The sequence below is a fragment of the Candidatus Accumulibacter necessarius genome (assembly GCF_036625085.1).
Map to the genome: position 1 here is coordinate 1 of NZ_JAZKUM010000007.1, position 23,111 is coordinate 23,111.

Annotated in this window: 15 protein-coding genes and 1 pseudogene; 15 read left to right on the forward strand and 1 reads right to left on the reverse strand. The window is 63.7% G+C overall.

What is annotated here, in order from left to right:
• Window positions 1-323: 323 nt before the first annotated feature.
• Together V5B44_RS18360 and V5B44_RS18365 are read left to right on the forward strand one after the other, a co-directional pair.
• Complete coding sequence (locus V5B44_RS18360) at window positions 324-1,106, forward strand: EboA domain-containing protein (RefSeq protein ID WP_332360445.1); 783 nt, start codon at window positions 324-326, stop codon at window positions 1,104-1,106.
• 17 nt (window positions 1,107-1,123) lie between these two features.
• Window positions 1,124-2,050: a TatD family hydrolase gene (locus V5B44_RS18365; RefSeq protein WP_332360446.1), complete on the forward strand. Its 927-nt coding sequence runs from the start codon at window positions 1,124-1,126 to the stop codon at window positions 2,048-2,050.
• A gap of 133 nt (window positions 2,051-2,183) precedes the next feature.
• Here the strand turns inward: V5B44_RS18365 and gltA are convergent, their stop codons facing one another.
• Complete coding sequence (gene gltA / locus V5B44_RS18370) at window positions 2,184-3,488, reverse strand: citrate synthase (protein WP_332360771.1); 1,305 nt, start codon at window positions 3,486-3,488, stop codon at window positions 2,184-2,186.
• Window positions 3,489-3,940: 452 nt separating this feature from the next.
• On the opposite strand from gltA, the gene V5B44_RS18375 reads away from it, so the two are divergent.
• The 13 genes and pseudogenes from V5B44_RS18375 (at window position 3,941) to V5B44_RS18435 (ending at window position 23,029) form a co-directional block, all read left to right on the forward strand.
• Window positions 3,941-4,273, forward strand: a complete 333-nt coding sequence (locus V5B44_RS18375) for a hypothetical protein (protein ID WP_332360447.1) — start codon at window positions 3,941-3,943, stop codon at window positions 4,271-4,273.
• Window positions 4,270-6,864 (forward strand): annotated as a pseudogene (locus tag V5B44_RS18380) ([protein-PII] uridylyltransferase); the annotation flags it as partial. The gene V5B44_RS18375 and the pseudogene V5B44_RS18380, both read left to right, overlap by 4 nt.
• Before the next feature lie 138 nt (window positions 6,865-7,002).
• Window positions 7,003-10,389 (forward strand): DUF2126 domain-containing protein, encoded by a 3,387-nt coding sequence (locus V5B44_RS18385; RefSeq protein WP_332360450.1) that lies wholly within the window; start codon window positions 7,003-7,005, stop codon window positions 10,387-10,389.
• A gap of 41 nt (window positions 10,390-10,430) precedes the next feature.
• Window positions 10,431-12,989, forward strand: coding sequence for a circularly permuted type 2 ATP-grasp protein (locus tag V5B44_RS18390; protein WP_332360452.1), 2,559 nt, complete (start codon window positions 10,431-10,433; stop codon window positions 12,987-12,989).
• Window positions 12,990-13,000: 11 nt separating this feature from the next.
• Window positions 13,001-14,005: a transglutaminase family protein gene (locus V5B44_RS18395; RefSeq protein ID WP_332360772.1), complete on the forward strand. Its 1,005-nt coding sequence runs from the start codon at window positions 13,001-13,003 to the stop codon at window positions 14,003-14,005.
• Between the two features lie 210 nt (window positions 14,006-14,215).
• Complete coding sequence (locus tag V5B44_RS18400) at window positions 14,216-16,153, forward strand: ATP-dependent DNA helicase (RefSeq protein WP_332360453.1); 1,938 nt, start codon at window positions 14,216-14,218, stop codon at window positions 16,151-16,153.
• A 5-nt stretch (window positions 16,154-16,158) separates the two neighbouring features.
• Entirely contained in the window at window positions 16,159-17,493 is a 1,335-nt protein-coding gene (locus V5B44_RS18405; protein ID WP_332360454.1) for a hypothetical protein, read from the forward strand.
• Window positions 17,490-18,011, forward strand: coding sequence for a molybdopterin-guanine dinucleotide biosynthesis protein B (gene mobB, locus V5B44_RS18410; protein ID WP_332360456.1), 522 nt, complete (start codon window positions 17,490-17,492; stop codon window positions 18,009-18,011). Before V5B44_RS18405 ends, mobB begins: the two co-directional genes overlap by 4 nt.
• Window positions 18,005-19,210: a molybdopterin molybdotransferase MoeA gene (locus V5B44_RS18415; protein WP_332360458.1), complete on the forward strand. Its 1,206-nt coding sequence runs from the start codon at window positions 18,005-18,007 to the stop codon at window positions 19,208-19,210. Before mobB ends, V5B44_RS18415 begins: the two co-directional genes overlap by 7 nt.
• Before the next feature lie 13 nt (window positions 19,211-19,223).
• Window positions 19,224-19,478, forward strand: a complete 255-nt coding sequence (gene moaD, locus V5B44_RS18420) for a molybdopterin converting factor subunit 1 (RefSeq protein WP_034909059.1) — start codon at window positions 19,224-19,226, stop codon at window positions 19,476-19,478.
• A gap of 4 nt (window positions 19,479-19,482) precedes the next feature.
• Window positions 19,483-19,932 (forward strand): molybdopterin synthase catalytic subunit MoaE, encoded by a 450-nt coding sequence (moaE, locus tag V5B44_RS18425; protein ID WP_332360460.1) that lies wholly within the window; start codon window positions 19,483-19,485, stop codon window positions 19,930-19,932.
• Window positions 19,933-20,202: 270 nt separating this feature from the next.
• On the forward strand, window positions 20,203-22,782 hold the full coding sequence (clpB, locus tag V5B44_RS18430; RefSeq protein ID WP_332360461.1) for an ATP-dependent chaperone ClpB: 2,580 nt from the start codon (window positions 20,203-20,205) through the stop codon (window positions 22,780-22,782).
• Between the two features lie 13 nt (window positions 22,783-22,795).
• Window positions 22,796-23,029 (forward strand): DUF3567 family protein, encoded by a 234-nt coding sequence (locus tag V5B44_RS18435; RefSeq protein WP_332360462.1) that lies wholly within the window; start codon window positions 22,796-22,798, stop codon window positions 23,027-23,029.
• The last annotated feature ends 82 nt before the right edge of the window (window positions 23,030-23,111 follow it).

The window sequence follows — 23,111 nt, forward strand, 5'->3', positions numbered from 1 at the left end:
TTGCAGAGGTTCCGGGGGCCAAATGCGAGATTGACGCCGCTCGATCGGGGCTCATATACTCTTGCCGCTGCGGTTTGATTTTCTATTTTTCGGTTGGAGAGCCGGCCGCCGTGCATCATGACGGCATCCGGCCTGCTCGCGAACGGGCCCGTGCCCGCCGCGGTGGCGAAGCAACTGCTGGCTGGATCACGTGTTTGCGGCCGTAGCATTGACAAGCGGTTCATGGAAAGGCGGGAGGCGATGGCATGACCCCTGAGGCAGCGTTGCAGCATTGGCTGGATCAGCGTCTCGACGCGGCAAGTGCGCAATGGTTGCGCGAATCCGTGGCGACGCTGAAGGGCGGGGGCACGGATCGCGACCTGTTCCGCTGCATCAGCCTGGCTTCCCGCAAGCTCGGAAAGGCGCCATTGGCGCTCGATGCGGCGGCGCTGGCCGTCGCCGAGAAGGCGCGGCCGGGCTGGGATCCGGCGCCATGGACAGTCGACCAGGCCGCACGCATCCGCTTGCTGCTCGCGGCGGCGACCGATAGCGACACCTTTGTGCGCCGCCTTGACCAACTTTGCGCCACAGCGGATCTGGACGAACTGGTGGCGTTTTACTGCGGCTTGCCGATCTACCCGGATCCGCCCCGCCATCGCCTGCGCGCGGCCGAAGGCCTGCGCACCAATATGAAGGTGGTGTTCGAGGCGGTCGCACACCGCAATCCCTATCCTGCCGAGCAGCTGCCGGAAGATGCCTGGAACCAGATGGTGCTGAAGGCGCTCTTCGTCGGCAGTACGCTTGCCCCGATCGTCGGTCTGGACAGCCGGGCCAATGCCACCCTGGCGCGCATGCTCGGCGACTACGCGCATGAACGCTGGTCCGCCGGCCGGCAGGTGAGCCCGGAACTGTGGCGGTGCGTGGGTCCATTCGCGTCGGGTCCGTTGCTCGCGGACCTTGGACGGGTGCTGGAGACGGGCACGCCGCCCGAGCGCGCCGCTGCCGTGCTCGCCTTGCGCAGCGCCTCCGATCCCGAAGCCCGCCACCTCCTCGATCGCCATGCCGCATTGCGTGACGCCGTGGCGGCGCGCGGCATCGACTGGAAATCCGCACTCGAGTTCAACTGACCCAAGGGAGAAGAGCGATGCGTTTCATCGACCCGCATATCCACATGGCGGCACGCACCACGGACGACTACGAACGTATGGTCGCCGCCGGCATCGTCGCTGTCATCGAACCCGCCTTCTGGCTTGGGCAGCCGCGTACCAGCGTCGGTAGCTACATCGACTATCTGTCGAGCATCGTCGGCTGGGAGCGCTTCCGCGCCTCGCAGTTCGGCATCCGTCACTACTGCACCATCGGACTGAACAGCAAGGAGGCCAATAACGAGGCGCTCGCCGAACAGGTGATGGATATCCTGCCGCGCTACCTGGCCAAGGAGGGCGTGGTTGCCGTCGGCGAGATCGGCTACGACGACCAGACGGTGAGCGAGGACAAGTACTACCGTGCCCAGCTTGCACTTGCCTGCGAGTTCGACATGCTCGTGATGGTGCACACGCCGCACCGGGACAAGAAGTCCGGCACGATCCGCAGCATGGACGTGGCGATCGAGATGGGCATGGCTCCCGGGCGGGTGATCATCGACCACAACAACGAGGAGACCGTGCGCGACGTGCTCGACCGCGGCTTCTGGGCCGGTTTCACGATCTATCCCAATACCAAGATGGGCAACGAACGGATGGTCGAGATCGTTCGTCAGTATGGATCCGAGCGCATCTTCGTTGACTCCAGTGCCGACTGGGGTGTCTCTGATCCGCTGGCGGTGCCGAAGACCGCGCGGCTCATGCTCGAGCGCGGCATCCCGCAGCAGGACGTGGAGGCGACGTGCTACGGCAACGCGCTCGCCGCCTACGGGCAGAGCGGCCAGATGCTTGAGTCGCACTGGCTGGCGCCCGCGCCCATAGACCAGCGCACCCTGTTTGAGGGCAACTCGGTATTGCGTGGGCAGTCACCGCGCGTTGGCGCCTTGCCCGAGATCCCCGAACGTGTCGAAACGATGGTCTTCAAGTAGGCGGATCGTCGCCGACGGCGAGTGGGGCCTCCCCTGGTGGGTGCCGCTATCACCCGACTGGCCGCCTGCTGCCCGGACCGCTCGCTGACCAGCCTGCTCCTGCTCCGTCGGCGCATGCGGCAATGACGGTTCTTCAGCCGTTTCTGGAAGGCGACAACGCCATCAGGTGACGCCTGCTCACACCGGTGTAGAGCTGGCGCGGGCGGGCGATCTTGAATTCCGCATCGTCCAGCATTTCTTCCCAGTGTGCCATCCAGCCAGGCGTGCGGGCGAGGGCGAGGGTGCAGGCGAACATTGAGGGTGGAATGCCGAGTGCCTTCTGCAGGATGCCGGAATAGAAGTCGACGTTTGGGTAGAGTTTGTGCTCGACGAAATAGGGATCCTCGAGCGCAACTTTTTCAAGTGCCCTGGCCACCTTGAAGAGGCGATGATCCTCCAGCCCGAGTTCGGGCAGGATCTCGTCGCACACTTCGCGCAGCAGCTTTGCCCGCGGATCGAAGCTGCTGTACACCGAGGGGCCGAAGCCCGTCAGCCGGAAGCTGTCGCTCTCGTCTCTGGCGCGGGCGACGAACTGCGCGACGCACGAGACGTCGCCGATTGCCGCCAGCTGCGCCAGGCAGGCCTCGCTGGCCCCGCCATGCGCCGGGCCGGAGAGGCTGGCGATGGCTGCGGAAACGCAGGCGAACGGATTGGCACCCGATGAACCAGCCATGCGCACGGTCGACGTCGAGGCATCCTGCCCGTATTCGGCGTGCACTATGAGCAGCCTGTCGAGCGCGCGCACGAGGACCGGGTTCGGTCGGAAGGCTTCGCGGGGGGTGGCGAACATCATGTAGAGAAAGTTGGCGGCGTAGCCGAGATCGTGGCGCGGGCTCATGAAGGGCTCGCCGATCGAGTACTTGTAGGCCATGGCGACAATCGTCGGCATCCTGGCCACAATGCGATGGAAGCTGAGGTTACGTTCCTCGGCATCGGAGAAATCCGCTGCTTCATGATGGAAGGCCGACAAGGCGCCGACCACGCCAACCATGACCGACATCGGTCGGGCATCTCGCCGGAAGCCCTGGTAAAACTTGACCATCTGCTCGTGTACCGGGGCATTCTTTCGGATCGCAGCGTCAAACGCCTGCTTCTGCCGGGTGTCTGGCAGCTCGCCATTCTTCAGCAGACAGGCGACCTCGAGAAAGTCGCAATGCCTGGCAAGCTGCTCGACCGGATAGCCGCGATAAAGAAGCTCACCCTGCTGGCCATCAATGAAGGTGATTTTCGACTTGCAACTCGCGGTCGACTCGAAGCCCGAGTCGTAAGCGAAGCGCCCGGTCCTCGTGCCCAGCGTACGAATATCGAGACAATCCCGGCCGTGCGTTGGCACGATGACCGGGAAATGCACGGGAGTCTCCCCGGGTACGGTCAAGGTGGCCTTGCGTTCGGTAGCCATGGTTTCGCTCCTCTCCAGATGTTTTGACAGCAGTACGGCTCTTTCAAGCTTGAAGCTGCGCAGCCTCTCTCCGCCTTCGGCCTGCGCGCCTTCCCGCATGGCTGGCAGGATGATCGCCGCCCCCTTTTGGGGCTTGGCGCCAACCTGGCGCACCGGCCTTGTGCCCATTGCTGCTCCGGGATCCGTTCTCCTGCCCGGCTCCCGGCTGCTCTCGGCGACGGCTGCTGCAAGTGGCAGCACTTTCCTCCCGGTGCTCAGCCGCAATCGATCACGGCACGCTTCGCCTGAATCCAAGCAAAACACATACCAAGCGGAAGCCAGCCTTGCACGAATCTTGCTTGAGGTGGTTGAAACCCATTCGATCAGGCGCCAGGCGGCACTGCACGGTCCGGCCTGAGAGAGTAGCCCGACCCGCATTTGCGGGCCTTGTTGATTGATCAGCGGAGTACGAGATGAAACTACCGATGGTGCTTCCCTGGCTTGCCCACAGGGCCGGCGTGAGTGACAGCCGCGCCGAAGCGCTGTGGCAGCAAGCGACTTGTCAGGCGGAATTGATGACCGGCGAGCGAGGCAGCTCCTGTTATTGGGGCGCTGCGCTACAGATCCTGCTCGATCTGCTCGAACAGGAGCGCTTGGCCACCTACCCTTTGTTTGCCTGGCCCTGGCTGCTGATGCGAGGCAGCGTGCGGCACTGGTCCTGGTTGGCCAGGCACTGGCTGGCGCCGACAGCCTTCGTGCCCCTCCTGCGCGCCTATCGAGTGGCGCCAGCCGGCGGACGGCGATGAAGACCGAGGTCGTCGCGCGCCAGGCCTTGACCGAGTCCTTGAAGACCCGCCTGCAGGATGGACAGCGGGTGATCCGCGAGCAGTATCTCGCCGAGCGTGATGCCGCGCGACTGCTGCACCAACGCTGCCGCTTGATTGACGAAGTCCTCTGCAAACTCTGGCACGAACTGGCCATGCCGCCTTCGCTCGCGCTGATTGCAGTCGGTGGTTACGGTCGAGGCGAGCTGTACCCGGCGTCGGACGTCGATCTGCTGATCCTGCTACCGGAGCAGGCCGACAGCTTGCTGGCCGCGCAACTCGAGCAACTGGTCTGCCTCTTCTGGGACATTGGCCTCGAAATCGGCCACAGCGTGCGCACCATCGAGCAGTGTCTGGAGGAAGCTGCCGGCGACATCACGGTTCAGACAGCGATGATCGAATCCCGCCTGCTGACCGGCAGTGCCAGGCTCTTTGCAGGCTTCTCGTCGATTGTCAAGGGCAGTCTGGACGCACGCGTTTTTTTCCAGACCAAGCGGGTGGAGCAGGAAGACCGTCATCAGCGCTTCAGCGACACGCCCTACAGCCTGGAAGCGAACTGCAAGGACGGGCCCGGGGGACTGCGCGATCTGCAGCTGATCCTGTGGATTGCTCAGGCAGCGGGCTACGGCAAGTGCTGGAAGGATCTCGAGCAGCGCGGCTTCATCACCGACGAGGAGGGGCGAGTCCTCGAAACCTGCGAGGCCTTCCTGCGTCTGCTGCGTACGCAGCTCCACCTGCAAGCCGGGCGCCGGGAAGATCGCCTGCTCTTCGAGTACCAGACGGCACTCGCCGAGCAACTCGGTTTCGCTGCCACGGCCACGCGCCGGTCCAGCGAGCAACTGATGCAGCAATACTACCGGACAGCCAAGACCGTCACCCAGATCAACGCCATCCTGCTGCAGAACATTGGCGCGGCGCTGTTTCCACCTCCCGATGAGCCGCCGCAGCCAATCAATGAGCGCTTCCAGAATGTGCACGAGTTTCTCGACGTGATCGATGAGGAGGTGTTCAACGCAAGACCTGCGGCCATTCTCGAGGCCTTTCTGCTTCTCCAGGAACATGCTGAACTGAAGGGGATGACTGCGCGCGCTCAACGCGCTCTGTGGCGCGCGCGCCAGCTGATCGACGACGAATTCCGCCGCGATCCGGAGAACCGCACGCGCTTCCTGGCCATTTTCAAGCAGGAGCATCGGCTGCTGCAGGTCTTCCGGCGGATGAACCAGTCCGGCGTTCTCGGTCGCTATCTGCCTGGCTTCGGACGCATTGTTGGCCAAATGCAGCACGATCTGTTCCACGTCTATACCGTCGATCAGCACATTCTGCAGGTGGTGCGCAACCTGCGCCGCTTTGCGATGGCGGAGTTCGCGCACGAGTACCCGTTCTGCAGTCGCCTGATCAGCGATTTCGGCGATCCCTGGATCCTTTACATTGCGGCCCTGTTTCACGATATCGCCAAGGGGCGTGGCGGTGATCATTCCGAGCTCGGAGCGATCGACGCACAGGCGTTTTGTGCGGATCACGGGGTGGCCGCTGAAGACACCGAACTGATCGTCTGGCTGGTTCGCCAGCATCTCCTGATGTCCCGCGTGGCGCAGAAGCAGGACCTTTCCGACCCTGCCGTGGTGGGCGATTTCGCCCGCATTGTCGGCGACGAACGTCATCTGATCGCACTCTATCTGCTGACCGTGGCCGATATCCGCGGCACCAGCCCGAAGGTCTGGAATACCTGGAAGGGGCAGCTGCTCGAACAACTGTTCAGGGCGACCCGTCGCTGCCTGCTGTCGAGTGACGCGACGCTGATGACCGGCGGCGCCATCGCGCAGAGACAGCGGGAAGCGCAACGTCTGATGCGCTATTTCGCGTTGCCAGAAGCCGCGCACGAAGCTCTGTGGGAGCAGCTCGATACGGTGTATTTCCTGCGTCAATCGGCCGAGGAAATCGCCTGGCACGCGCGCGCGCTGCACGATCGCATCGACACCGACCAGCCGGTGGTCAGGGCGCGCCTCAATCCGCTTGGCGAGGGCCTGGAAGTGATGGTGTACACGCTCGATCAGGCGGACCTCTTTCTGCGCATGGTCGGATTTTTCAGCCGTGCCGGCTACAGCATCGTCGACGCCAGGATCCACACCACGCTGCACGGCTACGCCCTCGACACCTTCATGCTGCTTGACGTCAGTGGTCGTGACGGCGACCGTGAAATGATCAGCTACGTCGAGCACGAACTTGGCGATCGACTGGCGCACCAGGCACCTCCGGATGTGCCCGCAAACGGGCGCATTTCACGGCAGGTCAGGCACTTCCCGATTCAACCGCTGGTCAGCATCCAGCCGCTGGTCAGTCTCGAAGCCGACGAGACCGGGAAGTTGTTTGTGCTGACCGTTGTCGCCGCGGATCGCCCGGGCTTGCTCTTCATTGTTGCGCGAGAACTGGCCGGACATGGCGCCAGCCTGCATACGGCCAAGATTGCCACGCTGGGTGAGCGGGTCGAAGACACCTTCCTGATCAGCGGCGGGCATCTCGAGGAAAGCACCAGCCGTGTCAGGCTGGAAACCGACTTGCTGAAGCAACTTGCAGATCTGAGTTGTCACGGCCCGTGCACCAGCATGGTGCACGGGCGTGCAATGCCGAAATTTCGGCTAAATGGCGGGCTCTGTTTTCGTGGACCGATTCTTGCTATCATCATATCGTGATCTTTTGCTCCGGAGCTGACCGTGTCCATTCATGTTGCCCTCAATCACCGTACTCGCTACCGTTACGACCGTCTGATTGCGCTTTCGCCACAGGTGGTTCGCCTGCGGCCGGCACCGCACTCGCGTACGCCCATCCTCAGCTACTCGCTGAAGGTCACCCCGGCGCAACATTTCATCAACTGGCAGCAGGATCCGCAAGCGAACTACCTGGCGCGCCTCGTGTTTCCGGAGAAGACGCGCGAGTTCTGTGTCGAAGTCGACCTGGTGGTCAGCATGTCGGTGATCAACCCGTTCGACTTCTTTCCCGAGCCCTATGCCGCGACATTCCCTTTTCAGTACCAGGACTGGCAACAGGAAGAGCTCGAACCCTACCTGCACCGCCTGCCGCTGACGCCCCTCCTGCGAGGTTTCCTGGATACGGTGCCCTCGGCACCCCGGGCCAGCGTCGACTTTCTGGTCGACCTCAATCAGCAGGTACAACGTGCGGTCGGCTATGTCATCCGGCTTGAGCCTGGCGTCCAGACACCTGAGGAGACCCTCGAACTGGCGCGTGGCTCGTGCCGTGATTCGGCCTGGCTGCTGGTGCAGGTGCTGCGTCATCTGGGGCTGGCAGCACGCTTCGTTTCCGGCTATCTGATCCAGTTGGTACCCGACGTGAAGTCGCTCGACGGGCCTTCCGGCACCGATCATGACTTCACCGATTTGCACGCCTGGTGCGAGGTGTACCTGCCGGGAGCTGGCTGGATTGGCCTCGACCCGACCTCGGGCCTGTTCGCCGGCGAGGGGCACATCCCGCTGGCGTGCTCGCCGCAACCGTCGTCGGCAGCACCGATCACGGGCTTCACCGAGGCCTGCGAATGCGAATTCGAGCACCACATGAAGATCGAACGCGTTTGGGAGGCGCCGCGGGTGACCCGGCCGTACAGCGAGGAGCAGTGGTCGGCAATCGAGGCGCTGGGCCATCAGATCGATGCCGAGCTGGCTGGCGGCGACGTCCGTCTGACGATGGGCGGTGAACCGACCTTTGTCTCGATCGACGACCATGACGGTGCGGAATGGAACATCGATGCCCTCGGGCCGACCAAGCGGACGCGGGCAGCGGAAGTCTTTCACCGTCTGCGTGAGAAGTATGCGCCGCAGGGGTTGCAGCACTTCGGTCAGGGCAAGTGGTATCCGGGCGAGCAACTGCCGCGCTGGTCACTGAACTGCTACTGGCGGCGCGACGGCCAGCCGGTGTGGAACAATCCCGCGCTGTATGCCGACGAGACCCGCGACTACGGCGCCGATGACGTTCTCGCCGGGCGCTTCCTGCACCAGCTCGCCGAGCGGCTGGCGGTCAACCCGAAGCATGTTTTTCCGGCCTGCGAGGATGTTTTCTACTACCTCTGGCGTGAGCACCGTCTGCCAGCCAACGTGGACCCCTTTCGTTCCCGCCTCGATGACCCGCTTGAACGCGAGCGCTTGGCGAAGGTTTTTCGTCAGGGACTCGACAAGGTGGTCGGCTATGTCCTGCCACTGAAGCGCGATCCCCAGACTGGCTGGCGGAGCGGCCAGTGGTTCCTGCGCAGTGGTCGCTGCTACCTGGTGCCGGGCGATTCACCGATCGGTTATCGCTTGCCGCTAGACTCACAGCCCTGGGTGGCCAAAGAGGACTATCCCTACATCCACGCACCCGATCCGACGCAGGCTTTCCCGCCGCTGCGTCCGCATGCCGAGATCAGGGCTCAGGTAGTCATCAGCCACAGCGAGAGCCTGGCTGCCGAGCAGGCCGCCGTCACCGGCGAGCATTTCGCCGAGCGGGCGCTCGAACGACTGTCGGACGCGTTGACGCACGTCGGCGAAGAAGGTGGCGCTCGACTCCTGCCGGTGACGACACCGGCGGCAGCCGTGACGCGTACGTCCGTTTCGGCGCAAGCCCGCAACGGCGTGTTGTATATCTTCATGCCGCCGACCGAAACGCTCGACGACTATCTCGAACTGGTGGCAGCCGTCGAAGCCACTGCCGAGGCGCTCGCCTCGCCGATCATTGTCGAAGGTTACGAGCCGCCGTCCGATCCACGACTGACCAACTTCCGTGTCACCCCCGACCCCGGGGTGATCGAAGTCAACATTCAGCCGTCTGCCACCTGGGATGAACTGGTGGAAAGGACGACGCATCTCTATGAGGCGGCGCACCTGTCGCGCTTGTGCACCGAGAAGTTCATGCTCGACGGCCGCCATACGGGCACCGGCGGCGGCAACCATTTCGTTTTCGGTGGGGCCACCGCCCTCGACTCGCCATTCCTCCGCCGCCCTGACCTGTTGCGCAGCCTGATCAGTTACTGGCACAACCACCCGTCGCTGTCGTATCTTTTTTCGGGCCTGTTCATTGGCCCGACCAGTCAGTCGCCGCGCGTCGATGAGGCACGCAATGATTCGGTGTATGAACTCGAGATCGCTTTCAGCCAGTTCCCGCCGCCGTCAGGCGATGGCCGTGAGTGCGTCGCGCCCTGGGTCATCGACCGCGTGCTGCGCAACCTGCTGATTGACTCGACCGGCAACACGCATCGCGCGGAGTTCTGTATCGACAAGCTCTACTCACCCGACGGCCCGACCGGCCGCCTCGGACTGCTCGAGATGCGCGCTTTCGAAATGCCGCCGCATGCACGCATGTCGTTGGCCCAGCAACTGCTGCTGCGGGCATTGATCGCGCGCTTCTGGCGCTCGCCGTACGCGCCGGAGCGGCTGGTCCGCTGGGGGACCGAGCTACACGACCGCTTCATGCTGCCCCACTTCGTCCAGCAGGACTTCGACGACGTCATTGCCGAGATGCGTGCTGCCGGCTATCCGCTCGAGAGCGTGTGGTTTGCGCCGCATTTCGAGTTCCGTTTTCCGGTGCACGGCAGCATTTCGGCACAGGGCATCGACCTGGAACTGCGACACGCGCTCGAACCGTGGCATGTGATGGGCGAGGAGGGGGCGATCGGCGGCACGGCACGCTACGTCGACTCGTCGCTCGAGCGCGTGCAGATCAAGGTGAGCGGCATGGCCAGCGATCGTTACCTCGTTAGTTGCAACGGCCGCGCTTTGCCGCTGCGCGCGACCGGCAAGGTTGGCGAGTTTGTCTCCGGCGTCCGCTACCGGGCGTGGAACCCGCCCTCGGCGCTGCATCCGACGATTGGCGTGCATGCCCCACTGGTCTTCGATCTGGTCGACACGTGGATGAGGCGCTCGCTCGGTGGTTGCCAATATCACGTCGAACATCCCGGCGGGCGCAACCCCGACCGCTACCCGGTCAATGCCAACGAGGCCGAAGGCCGCCGCCTTGCGCGCTTCATTCCCTTCGGCCATACGCCTGGTGTGATCGACGTGCAACCCACGCCAGCCAATGCTGGCTTCCCGTTTACGCTAGACTTGCGGCGATCCTGAAAACACTCGGCGCGGGAAGAACTCCCGCGCCTGTTTCGTTCATGCCGCGTTCCCTGCTTTCGAGTTACCTGAAGAAAACCGACCGCTTCGACGAAATGCTCGCCGAGGATGGCAGCGTTCGCGCGTCGTGGCAACCCTTCGTTGCCCACCTTGACGCGGCAACGCCCGAGCAGATGCGGCACCGGCTCGATTATGTGCGCCGGCGAATCCTCGAGAACGGTGTCACCTACAATGTCTACGCCGATCCCAAGGGAGCAGATAGGCCCTGGGAGCTCGATCCGCTGCCGCTGATCCTGTCACCTGTCGAGTGGCAGGAACTGGCCAGCGCCGTAACGCAGCGGGCCCGTTTGCTCAATGCCGTGCTGAAGGACCTCTATGGCCCGCAGGATCTGCTCAAGGACGGCAGCCTGCCGCCGGCACTGGTGTTTGGTCACAACAATTTTCTCTGGCCGTGCCAGGCTGTCCAGCAGCCTGGCGAAACCTGGCTGCACCTCTACGCGGCCGATCTTGCGCGTTCGCCTGATGGGCGCTGGTGGGTGATTGCCGACCGCACGCAGGCGCCCTCCGGTGCGGGTTATGCCCTCGAGAACCGAACCATCATTGGCCGGGTTTTTCCCGAGCAGTTTCGCGATCTGCATGTCCAGCACCTCGCCTCGTTTTTCCGCGAGCTGCAGGACAGCCTGGCCTACTGGGCGGCGCCGACCAGCGAAGCACCGCTGATCGTTCTGTTGACGCCGGGTCCCTACAACGAAACCTATTTCGAGCACGCTTATCTGGCGCGCTATCTGGGTTTTCCACTGGTCGAGGGACACGATCTGACGGTGCGCGGCGAGTGCGTTTACCTGCGGACGCTGAGCGGCTTGCGCCGCGTGCACGCCATCCTGCGGCGACTCGACGACGATTACTGCGATCCGCTTGAACTGCGCGGCGATTCGGCGCTCGGCGTTCCCGGCCTGCTGCAGGCGGTACGCGCGGGCAATGTCCTGGTTGCCAATGCGCTCGGCAGTGGCCTGCTCGAGTCGGCGGCGCTGCCCGGCTTCCTGCCCGGTATCTGCGAGAAGCTGCTCGGCGAGCCGCTGAAGATGCCTTCGGTGGCGACATGGTGGTGTGGCGAGCAGGCGGCGCTGGAGTTCACCATCGACCACCTCGACGAACTGGTGATCAAGGGTTCCTACCCCTCGCAGCGTTTCGATCCGATTTTCGGCAATGAGCTGACCGGCAGCAAACGCGAAGCGATGATTGCCCGCCTGCGCGCCAGGCCGCAGGCCTATGTCGCGCAGGAGCTGGTGAATTTCTCGCAGGCGCCGGCGTGGAGCACGACCCATGCCCGGCGTCTATTGCCGCGCGGCGTGGGCCTGCGCGTCTTTGTCGCCGCCACCCCGGGTGGCCATGTGGTCATGCCGGGGGGACTGACGCGCGTCTCTGCCGTCTCCAATGCGCGAGTCATCTCCATGCAGCGCGGCGGTTCGAGCAAGGACACCTGGGTGTTGACGGATCAGGCGGTCAATACCTTCAGCCTGCTCAAGCATTCGGTTGGCAAGGCCGACCTGGTGCGTGGTGGCCGCAACCTGTCCTCGCGGGTGGTCGAAAGCCTGTACTGGTTTGGCCGCTACGCCGAACGCTGTGACAAGACTTCCCGCCTCTTGCGCGTCGCGCTTTCACGCCTGGTCGATGCCGGCGTCGACACACTGCCGGCCCTCATCTCGGCCGTCGACCTCTGCCGTGTCCTGCAACTGCTGCCAAGCGCGGAGGCCGAAGCCAACAGTGCCACCAAGGCCAAAGCTGTGGCTGCCGACTGGTCGCGCGAAAAGCAGATGCTCAGCGCCATTTGCAGCAAGGAGTGGGGTGACGGTCTGGCCGGCGACATCCGCCGCCTGCTGTGGGTGGCAACCCAGGTACGCGAGCGCTTCTCGCTCGACAACTGGCATGCGATCAACCGTCTGCAACACCAACTGCAACGTTACAGCGAAGGCATGACCGAGGTCGCTCAGCCCGAGCTCGGCGAGGCGCTCGCCTTTCTCGATCAGGTCCTGCTGACTTCCTCGTCGCTGGCCGGCTTCGCGATGGACAACATGACCCGCGACGACGGCTGGCGTTTTCTGATGATCGGCCGGCGCATCGAACGCCTCGTCTTCCTTGCCAACGCGGTTTCCGGCTTTCTCCGCCTGGAGTCGGCACGCGCTGCCGGCAGCCTCGAGTGGTTGCTGGAGCTGACCGACAGCATCATCACCTACCGCTCGCGCTACATGATCCAGCCACAGGTCCTGCCGGCGCTGGACCTGATCGTTTTTGACGAAGGCAACCCGCATTCGGTCGCCTTTCAACTGCAGATCCTGGTCCGTTACCTGGACAATCTGACGCGCCTGCTCGGCGGTCCCCGTGACGAAGCCCTGCGTTCGGCTGGGGCACGCCTGCAGAGCTTTGACCTCGGGCGTTTCGAGGGCCAGAGTTTTACCGACTGCCGCGGTTGCGATCCCTGCGTTGATCTGGCGGTCATGCTGGGGGAGATTTCCCTCGCTGCGGCGGCGCTTTCGGATCGTCTGGCGATGCGTTTTTTCAGCCATGTCGGCGATGTCAGCCGCTACACTCTCGCCTCGTGATCGCCGTGAACCTGCTCCCAGCCCGCTATCATATTGTTCACGAGACGATTTACAGTTACGAGAGCCCGGTGTCTCTGTCGCGTCAGCTGTTGCATCTGACGCCGAGAGACTGCGCATGGCAGCGCTGCCTGGCGCACCAGATCACCGTCGACCCGACGGTGACCGCGGTGCGCGAGCGCCTGGACTGCTTCGGTAATCCGGTCATGGAGCTCGCCATCGAGTTTCCCCACGACAGCCTTTCCGTTCGCGCCGAGAGCACGATTGACGTCTTGCCGCATTTGCCGGCTGACGCACTGCTTGCCCTGGGCGCTTGTACGCCGGCGATCACTGCTGGCCAGGCCAGGCAGCCGCAGTCGACGACACCTGGCTACCTGAGAGCGTCGCCGGCGTGGGAGTCGGTACGCGAGGCGCTGGCTTACGGCTCGCGGCCGGTGTTGCTCGACGCCGGTTGCTTCCAGTTCGAGTCGCCCTATGTGCGTGTGAAGCACGAGTTTGCCGCCTACGCGCAACCGTGCTTTACGCCCGGGCGGCCGGTGCTTGAGGCCGTGCAGGCGCTGATGAGCCGCATCTACAACGAGTTCGAGTTCGATCCCGAGGCGACCACCGTCGCTACACCGGTGCTCAAGGTGCTGGCCGAAAAGCGTGGTGTCTGCCAGGACTTCGCCCACCTGATGCTATCCTGCCTGCGCTCAAAGGGTCTCGCTGCGCGCTATGTCAGCGGCTATCTGCTCACCCATCCGCCACCAGGCCAACCCCGAATGGTGGGTGCTGATGCCTCACACGCCTGGGTTTCGGTGTATTGCCCGGAACTGGAAGGCGGCCGCTGGGTGGACTTCGACCCGACCAACAACCTGCTGCCAGACACCCAGCACATCACGCTGGCCTGGGGGCGCGATTTCGCCGACGTCTCACCACTGCGCGGCGTCATTCTTGGGGGCGACGCGCACGAGCTTGATGTGGCCGTCACCGTCACGCCGATCGTCAAAGCCTGCGATGTGGCTTTGTCAGAGCCTTAGGGCTCGCGGCACGGACTGGTGGGCGTGTATCCCGGTCGCCGACGAGACGCCGCCTGGACTCGCTGTCGACGAAGTGCCTGCAGCACCGGCTGTCATTCTTGAGGCGGAGATGCATCGACTTGACCGTCTATTTTGTTGTCGATTCCGGCGGTGGGTGGGTTGGCCGTGCCCGCTTCTGTTAGGATTCCCGTTGGCTCCGACGAACCGCCAATGACCGCCTTGCTTTCCGACGTCTTTTCTGCAGATGGGCCGCTGGCGGCCGGTGTTCCCGGCTATCGCCTGCGCAGCCAGCAGCTTGAGCTCGCCGAGCGCATCGCTGCTGCGATGGCCGACAATCGCGTGCTGGTCGCCGAGGCCGGCACCGGCACCGGCAAGACCTATGCTTATCTGGTGCCGGCGCTGCTTGCGGGTGGAAAGGTCATCGTGTCGACCGGTACCCGCAACCTGCAGGACCAGCTCTTCACGCGCGATATCCCCACCATCCGTCAGGCGCTCAAGTCGCCGGTCAAGGTGGCGCTGCTCAAGGGGCGAGCCAACTACCTTTGCCACTATCACCTCGCGCGTTCGCTGGCTGACGGCCGTTTCCTTTCCCGTGACGACGCATCTCATGCGCAACGGATCGCCCGGTTCGCCCGCAAGACACGCAGCGGTGACAAGGCGGAGTGCGCTGATGTCCCTGAGAACGCGACGGTGTGGGCGATGGTCACCTCGACGCGTGACAACTGCCTTGGTCAGGACTGTCCGAACCACAAGGAGTGCTTCGTGCTGGCCGCTCGTCGCGAGGCACTGGCAGCCGATCTGGTGGTGGTCAACCATCACCTCTTTTTCGCTGACGTGATGCTCCGCGACGAGGGCACGGCAGAGCTTTTGCCGGCCTGTAACACCGTGATTTTTGATGAAGCCCATCAGTTGCCCGAAGTCGCCAGCCTGTTTTTTGGCGACAGCGTGTCCACCGCGCAGCTGCTTGAACTGGCACGCGATGCGCAACTCGAAGGGGTGGCCTCGGCGCGGGACTGCCTTGATCTGCCCAGGTTGTGTCGCGTGCTCGAAAAGGCCGTTCGCGACTTGCGTCTGGCCTTGCCGGTGGATCCTGCACGCTACGCGCTGGTCCAGCTCGAAGCGCTGCCCGGCTTTGCGAGTGCGCTGGCCGCGGTGATCGCCGACCTCGAAGCCCTGGCATCGTTGCTCGAGACGCAGGCACAGCGCGCCGAAGGGCTCGAGAACTGCTGGCGGCGTGCGAGCGACTTGTTGACCCGCCTGCAGTCCTGGCAGAGCGGGGCCAATGCCGACTTCGTCCGCTGGGGCGAGACCTATACGCACGCGCTGCAGCTCAATGCCACGCCGCTGGCGATCGCAGAGATCATGCAGAAGCAGATGAGCGGACACCCGCGGGCCTGGATATTCACTTCGGCAACCCTCGCCGTGCAGAACGATTTTGCGCACTACTGCGGCGAGATGGGACTGGGAGACGCCTGCTCGGCGCGTTGGGAGAGTCCCTTCGACTACCCGCGGCAGGCCCTGCTGTACGCGCCGCGGAATCTGCCCGATCCGAACAGTGCCGGCTATACCGAGGCGGTGGTCAAGGCGGCATTGCCGGTGCTCAAGGCGAGCGGTGGCAGGGCGTTCTTTCTGTGTACTTCCCTGCGTGCGATGCGTCGAACGCACGAGCTGCTCGCCGAGTGGCTGCAACGTGACGGGCTCGACTTGCCCCTGTTATTGCAGGGAGAACGCAGCAAGAACGAGTTGCTCGAACGTTTTCGCCGACTGGGCAACGCCATTCTGATCGGCAGTCAGAGTTTCTGGGAGGGCGTCGATGTGCGTGGCGAAGCGCTGTCGCTGGTGGTGATCGACAAGTTGCCGTTTGCGCCACCGGATGACCCGGTGCTCTCGGCGCGCATCGAGAAGCTGAAGAGCGCCGGTCGCAATGCCTTCATGGAGTACCAGTTGCCACGTGCGGTGATCAACGTCAAGCAGGGCGCAGGCCGCCTGATCCGTGACGAAACCGACCGCGGCGTCCTGATGATCTGCGACCCGCGGCTGATCAGCAAGCCCTACGGCAAACATATCTGGCGCAGCCTGCCACCGATGAAGAGAACGCGCGACCTTGCTGACGCGCTGGCTTTTTTTGCCAGCGGACCGGTTGCCTAGATCGCATGGACACAGATCTTCCTGCGTCCTTATCCGGCTTGCTGGCGGCCGACCGCCGCGTTGCAGCCGACCTGATCAATCGTGATTGCGTCTGTATCTCCGTTGACCACGAATCGTTGAAACGGGCGCTCGAAGAGGGCGAGGGCACGGTGTCACACGCCGAGGTGCTGGCGACCCGACCCCATCTGTTTGCGAATAGCGTGGTCTTTGTCAGCGAGGCGAATCTCGCGCGCATGGCGCGGATTATCGCTGTGCTCGAAAAGGTCGTGAGCTTGCCCGCCTATCGCGAACGGGTTCTCGCCTATGCGCCGCCGGTAGCTCGCTACTCGCCCGGAGCCGCCGGCGTCTTTCTGGGTTACGACTTCCATCTCGGCCCTGACGGCCCGCAGTTGATCGAGATCAACTCGAATGCGGGCGGGGCGCTGTTGAACGCGCGCCTGTTGCGCGCGCAGCGGGCCTGCTGCGCGCCGGTCGCCAGCATGATGCCGGCGCAGACTCCGGTCGACGCGGCATTGGTCGCCATGTTTCGCGAGGAATGGCATCTGGCCCGATCCGCTGCGGCCCTGCGGCCGCTGGCGCACATCGTGATTGTCGATCAGCGGCCGGGCGAGCAATACCTGGCGCCAGAATTCGAACTCTTTCGCCAGTTGTTCGAGGCGAACGGTATTGGCGCCATGGTGGCCGACCCGGCCGAGCTCTCCTTCGACGGGGAGCGTCTGCACTGCCGCGGGCAGGTGATCGACCTGGTCTACAATCGACTCACCGACTTTGCCCTTGAAGAGCCGCAGCACGCTGCGCTGCGGGCCGCCTACCTGGCCGATGCCGTGGTCCTCACGCCGCATCCGCAGACGCATGCGCTGTTTGCCGACAAGCGCAATCTGGCAGCCCTTGGCGATGACTGCTGGCTGCGAGAAATCGGCTTGAATGAGGACGAGCGCCTGCTCCTGTCAAGCAGCATTCCACGCACCGAGCAAGTGCTTCCGGCGCAGGCCGAGGCCTTCTGGGCCAGTCGCAGGCAGTGGTTTTTCAAGCCGGTGGCTGGTTTTGGCAGCAGGGCAACCTATCGTGGCGACAAGGTGACCCGGCGCGTTTTCGAGGAGGTGTCGCGTGGTGGCTACGTGGCGCAGGCAGTGGTTCAGCCATCGCTGCGGCGCCTGCTGGTCGACGGCGTCGAGCAGGACTTCAAGGTCGATCTGCGCAACTACGTTTATCGTGGCGCCGTGCAACTGGTGTCGGCGCGTCTGTACCGTGGTCAGACGACCAATTTCCGGACTCCCGGCGGCGGCTTTGCTGCGGTTTTTCCGGTGCCGTGCCAAGGTTTGGCAGGAAGCTGCAGATGAAGCTGTTCGGCATTGCCGGTTACTCCGGTTCGGGCAAGACAACGCTGATGGAAAGATTGCTGCCGCGCATCACGTCGCTCGGTCTGCGCGTCTCGGTACTCAAGCACGCGCACCACAACTTTGATGTCGACCAGCCGGGGAAGGACTCTTTTCGCCATCGCCAGGCCGGTGCCAGCGAGGTGCTCCTGGCCAGCAGCGCACGCTGGGTGTTGATGAACGAGCGGCGAGGCGCTCGTGAGCCGACGCTGGCCGAGTACGCCGCACATTTCTCGCCCTGCGATCTGGTTCTGGTCGAGGGCTTCAAGCACGAGGCGATTCCACAACTGGAAGTGTATCGGCCAGCCAATGGCAAGCCACCGCTGTGGCCCGGGCTTTCGCACATCGTCGCGGTTGCCTCCGATCAGGCGCGGCCGGCGAACCTGCCGGCCGATAGGGTGTGGCTGGATCTGAATGATACGGATGCGATTGTCCGCTTTATCCTCGATTACTGTTCAACCTGGGAGAAAGATGCATGCTGACCTTTGACGAGGCGCTGTCTCGCCTGCTGGATGGCGCGCAAACAGTTTCGGAAGTACGCTCGCTGCCGACCCTGGCTGCCGCCGGGCGCGTGCTGGCACGCGCGCAGGCGGCGGCGGTCGATGCCCCGCCACTCGACAACTCGGCCATGGACGGCTATGCGCTCGCGGTTGCGGATGTGCCGCAGTTGGCGAGCTGCCTGCCGGTTTCGCAGCGGATTGTGGCGGGCAGTGTCGGCACCAGGCTGCAGCCGGGCACCACTGCACGCATCTTCACCGGCGCGCCGATCCCGGCCGGCGCTGACGCGGTCGTGATGCAGGAACTCTGCCAACACGCTGCCGATTCCGTGTTGATCAATCATCTGCCGCGAGTCGGTGAGCACATTCGCCGCGCCGGTAGTGACATTGCTGCGGGGAGCGAGATTCTTTCGGTTGGGCTGCGGCTGCGGCCCCAGGACACGGCGCAGGCAGGCTCGGTGGGAATTGCCGATCTGCCGGTTTTTCGGCGTTTACGTGTCGCCGTATTGTTCACCGGTGACGAATTGCGGATGCCTGGCGAGGCGCTGCCGCCGGGGGCGATCTACAACGCGAACCGCTTTCTGCTCTGCCCCTTGCTCGAGCGGCTCGGTTGCGTGGTGCGTGACCTCGGCCAGGTCGCCGATGATCTGGCTGCGACGCGTCGGGCGCTGCGTGAAGCGGCTCACGACAACGACCTGGTGCTCTCTTCGGGTGGCGTTTCCGTCGGCGAGGAAGACCACGTCAAGGCGGCTGTCGAACTCGAGGGTCGCCTGGAGATGTGGAAGATCGCCATCAAGCCCGGCAAACCGCTGGCTTTTGGCCACCTCACCTCGCCCGGGCGCGAAGTGCCGCTGATCGGTTTGCCGGGGAACCCGGTCTCATGTCTTGTCACTTTCCTGATGCTGGTGCGACCCTTGTTGTTGAAGATGCAGGGTGTGCGCGAGGTCAGTCCCCCCGCTTATCTGCTGCGCGCCGATTTTGACTGGTTGCGGCCTGACGCTCGGCGCGAGTTCCTGCGTGCCAGAAGCAATGGCGACGGCGGTGTGGACCTCTTTCCCAACCAGGCATCGGGCGTCCTGAGCTCGGCGGTGTGGGCTGACGGGCTGGTCGATAACCCGCCGCAGCAAGTGATCCATCGTGGGGACAGGGTGCGTTTCCTGCCGTTTTCGGCTTTGTTGAACTAACGCGGGCGAGCCGATGGTGCTGAAGATTCTCTACTTTGCCAGTCTGCGAGAGACGCTCGGGCAGGGCAGCGAGCAACTGGATCTGCCGCCCGGGGTGACGGATGTCGCCAGCCTGCGGTGTTTTCTGGCAGCGCGTGGTGACCAGTGGCAGGCTCTGGCCACGGTCAGGAACCTGCGCTGCGCGGTCAATCAGGAAATGGTTCGCTTTGATTCGCCGATCAGGGCTGGTGACGAAGTGGCGTTCTTTCCACCAGTGACTGGAGGCTGAGAAGGTGGTCCGCGTTCAGGCGGCTGATTTTGATCCGGGCGCCGAATTGGCCGCGCTGCGTCTGGGCAAGCCACAGATCGGCGCACTGGCGTCATTTGTTGGTCTGGTGCGCGACTTGAACGACGGCGCCGGGGTGTCGGAACTGACGCTTGAGCACTACCCCGGGATGACCGAGAAGGCGCTCGAGGAAATTATCGCCGAGGCGAGGCGTCGCTGGACCCTCATCGATGTGCTGTTGATCCACCGCGTCGGCCGTCTGCTGCCGACCGACCAGATCGTTCTGGTCGCTGTTGCCAGCGCGCACCGTGGCGAAGCCTTTGCCGCCTGCGAGTTCATCATGGACTACCTGAAAACCCGTGCCCCTTTCTGGAAGCGCGAAGTCACCGCAGCGGGCGCGCGCTGGGTGGAGGCGCGTCTGGCCGACGAGCAGGCAGCCGAGCGTTGGCGCGATTGACGCCGCCCGGATCGATCAAAACTCCTGTTTGCCGCCTGTCCCGGCTGCGGCCCTGATCACCGCTGTGGCGCCGGGCATCAGCCGGAGTGGCAAGAGGATCGACTATCTTCTCATTGCCTGGCAGCACGCGGCACGAGATGCCGGGATGAGGTGTGCCATCGGTTGTCACGTTTCGTCGTGAGACCGGAAACGATCCGGTCCGATCGTTGAATTTCCGCCGGTCGTCCCCATGATAGGCAACATCGAAGCAACTCTTGCCGAGGATAAGCCATGCGTTTGGACAAACTGACCACCAAGTTCCAGCAGGCTCTGGCCGATGCCCAGAGCCTGGCCGTCGGGCACGACAACCAGATCATCGAACCGCCGCACTTGCTGCTGGCCTTGTTGCAGCAGGAAGACGGGTCGACCGCATCGCTTCTGGCCCGCGCCGGCGTCAATGTGCAGGCGCTCAAGACGGCGCTTGTCCAGGCGGTCGGCCGTCTGCCGAAGGTGCAAGGACACGGGGGCGAGGTGCAGGTCGGCCGCGATCTGACCAACCTGCTGAACGTCACCGACAAGGAAGCCCAGAAACGGGGTGACCAGTTCATCGCCTCGGAGATGTTCCTGCTTGCCCTCTGCGATGACAAGGGCGAGTGCGGTCGCCTGGCCAAACAGCATGGGCTCGTCAAGCAATCGCTCGAGCAGGCGGTAGCTTCGGTGCGCGGTGGTCAGGCGGTTGATAGTCAGGAGGCCGAGGGGCAGCGCCAGTCCCTGAGCAAGTACTGCATCGACCTCACCGAGCGCGCGCGCCTCGGCAAGCTCGATCCGGTGATCGGTCGCGACGACGAGATCCGGCGCGCGATCCAGATCCTGCAGCGGCGCACCAAGAACAACCCGGTGCTGATCGGCGAACCCGGCGTCGGCAAGACGGCGATCGTCGAAGGGCTGGCGCAGCGCATCGTCAATGGCGAAGTTCCGGAGACGCTCAAGGGCAAGAAGGTGCTGAGCCTCGACATGGCGGCGCTGCTCGCCGGCGCCAAGTATCGCGGCGAATTCGAGGAGCGTCTGAAGGCGGTGCTGAAGGAGATTGCCCAGGAAGAAGGACGGATCATCGTCTTCATCGACGAGTTGCATACCATGGTCGGGGCCGGCAAGGCCGAGGGCGCGATCGACGCCGGCAACATGCTCAAGCCGGCGCTCGCGCGCGGTGATCTGCACTGTGTCGGTGCAACGACGCTCGACGAGTACCGCAAGTACATCGAGAAGGATGCCGCGCTCGAGCGTCGCTTCCAGAAAGTACTGATCGACGAGCCGACGGTCGAATCGACCATCGCCATTCTCCGTGGGCTGCGCGAAAAATACGAGCTGCATCACGGTGTCGATATCACCGACCCGGCGATCGTTGCCGCCGCCGAGCTGTCGCATCGCTACATTACCGACCGCTTCCTGCCGGACAAGGCCATCGACCTGATCGACGAAGCCGCGGCAAGGATCAAGATGGAGATCGACTCCAAGCCGGAGGTGATGGACAAGCTCGACCGCCGCATGATCCAGCTCAAAATCGAGCGCGAGGCGGTGCGCAAGGAACGCGATGAAGCGTCGAAGAAGCGCATGCACCTGATCGAGGAGGAACTGGTCAAGCTGGAGCGCGAGTACAACGACCTCGAGGAAATCTGGAAGGCCGAAAAATCTCAGGTGCAGGGCAGTGCACAGATCAAGGAAGAGATCGACAAGCTGAAGCTTGAGCTGGCACATCTGCAGCGGGAAAACAAATGGGACAAGGTGGCCGAAATCCAGTACGGCAAGCTGCCGCAGCTCGAGGCGCAGCTGACGGTGGCCGAGAAGTCGGGCGATGGCCGCCAGCACAACAAGCTGTTGCGCACCGAAGTCGGCACCGAGGAGATCGCCGAGGTCGTTTCGCGCGCCACCGGCATCCCGGTGTCGAAGATGATGCAGGGCGAACGCGAGAAGCTGCTGCTGATGGAAGAGCGGATGCATCAGCGCGTCGTCGGGCAGGATGAGGCGGTACGCCTTGTGGCCAATGCCATTCGCCGTTCGCGCGCGGGCCTTGCCGATCCCAACCGGCCTTACGGTTCGTTCCTCTTCCTGGGCCCGACAGGCGTTGGCAAGACCGAGCTGTGCAAGGCGCTGGCCGGCTTTCTCTTCGATTCCGACGAGCACCTGATCCGCGTCGACATGAGCGAGTTCATGGAGAAGCACTCGGTGTCACGTCTGATAGGCGCGCCTCCGGGTTATGTCGGCTACGAGGAGGGTGGCTACCTGACCGAGGCGGTCAGGCGCAAGCCGTATTCGGTGATCCTGCTCGACGAGGTCGAGAAGGCCCACCCGGATGTCTTCAACGTGTTGCTGCAGGTCCTCGACGATGGCCGCATGACGGATGGCCACGGTCGGACGGTGGATTTCAAGAACACGGTGGTGGTCATGACCTCCAACCTGGGCAGCCAGATGATTCAGCAGATGGCTGGCGACGATTACCAATTGATCAAGCTGGCCGTGATGGGCGAGGTGAAGACCTACTTCCGGCCGGAGTTCATCAACCGGATCGACGAGGTGGTCGTTTTCCATGCGCTCGACGAGCAGCACATCCGGTCGATCGCCAGGATTCAGCTCGGTTACCTCGAGAAGCGCCTGGCGCAGCTTGAGCTGAAGCTGGAAGTGGCCGACAGCGCGATCTCGGAGGTTGCGACGGCCGGTTTTGATCCGGTTTACGGCGCGCGCCCGCTGAAGCGTGCGATTCAGTCACAACTTGAGGATCCTTTGGCCAAGGCCATTCTCGAGGGCCGCTTCGTTGCCGGTGATACCATCCGCGTGGCTTGCGAGGGCGGCATCATGCGTTTTGACAAGGCCTAGAGCAGCGCTTGCGATGAACATCGTCTATAACAGTCAGCACTACGCGATTCTCGCTTATCCGGTACGGCAGGGCTTCGAGCTGGTCGACAAGGCGGCCAGCCGCAGCCTCTTCGTTCAGGGATCGGTAGCCAGGGACCTGCGCAGGGCGATCGACGAGATTCCCGACAACGAGCGCGACGAGGAGGCGATCGATGCGCTGCTCGACGAATACTGCGCCGGCGCCGCACGCCCCATCATGCTGCACTGAGGCATTGGGGCGTCGTCTGCTGCGCGCAGGCAACATCCGTCGAGCAGCGCATGATCGGCACCGGTTTGGTGCCTCGGCGGAT

Bases quoted from the DNA above. Each gene is read 5' to 3' on its own strand.
- V5B44_RS18390 (WP_332360452.1), top strand. From the start codon at position 10,431: ATGCCGCGTTCCCTGCTTTCGAGTTACCTGAAGAAAACCGACCGCTTC.
- clpB (WP_332360461.1), top strand. From the start codon at position 20,203: ATGCGTTTGGACAAACTGACCACCAAGTTCCAGCAGGCTCTGGCCGAT.
- gltA (WP_332360771.1), bottom strand. From the start codon at position 3,488: ATGGCTACCGAACGCAAGGCCACCTTGACCGTACCCGGGGAGACTCCC.
- V5B44_RS18375 (WP_332360447.1), top strand. From the start codon at position 3,941: ATGAAACTACCGATGGTGCTTCCCTGGCTTGCCCACAGGGCCGGCGTG.
- mobB (WP_332360456.1), top strand. From the start codon at position 17,490: ATGAAGCTGTTCGGCATTGCCGGTTACTCCGGTTCGGGCAAGACAACG.
- V5B44_RS18365 (WP_332360446.1), top strand. From the start codon at position 1,124: ATGCGTTTCATCGACCCGCATATCCACATGGCGGCACGCACCACGGAC.
- V5B44_RS18415 (WP_332360458.1), top strand. From the start codon at position 18,005: ATGCTGACCTTTGACGAGGCGCTGTCTCGCCTGCTGGATGGCGCGCAA.
- V5B44_RS18405 (WP_332360454.1), top strand. From the start codon at position 16,159: ATGGACACAGATCTTCCTGCGTCCTTATCCGGCTTGCTGGCGGCCGAC.
- moaD (WP_034909059.1), top strand. From the start codon at position 19,224: ATGGTGCTGAAGATTCTCTACTTTGCCAGTCTGCGAGAGACGCTCGGG.
- V5B44_RS18435 (WP_332360462.1), top strand. From the start codon at position 22,796: ATGAACATCGTCTATAACAGTCAGCACTACGCGATTCTCGCTTATCCG.
- V5B44_RS18400 (WP_332360453.1), top strand. From the start codon at position 14,216: ATGACCGCCTTGCTTTCCGACGTCTTTTCTGCAGATGGGCCGCTGGCG.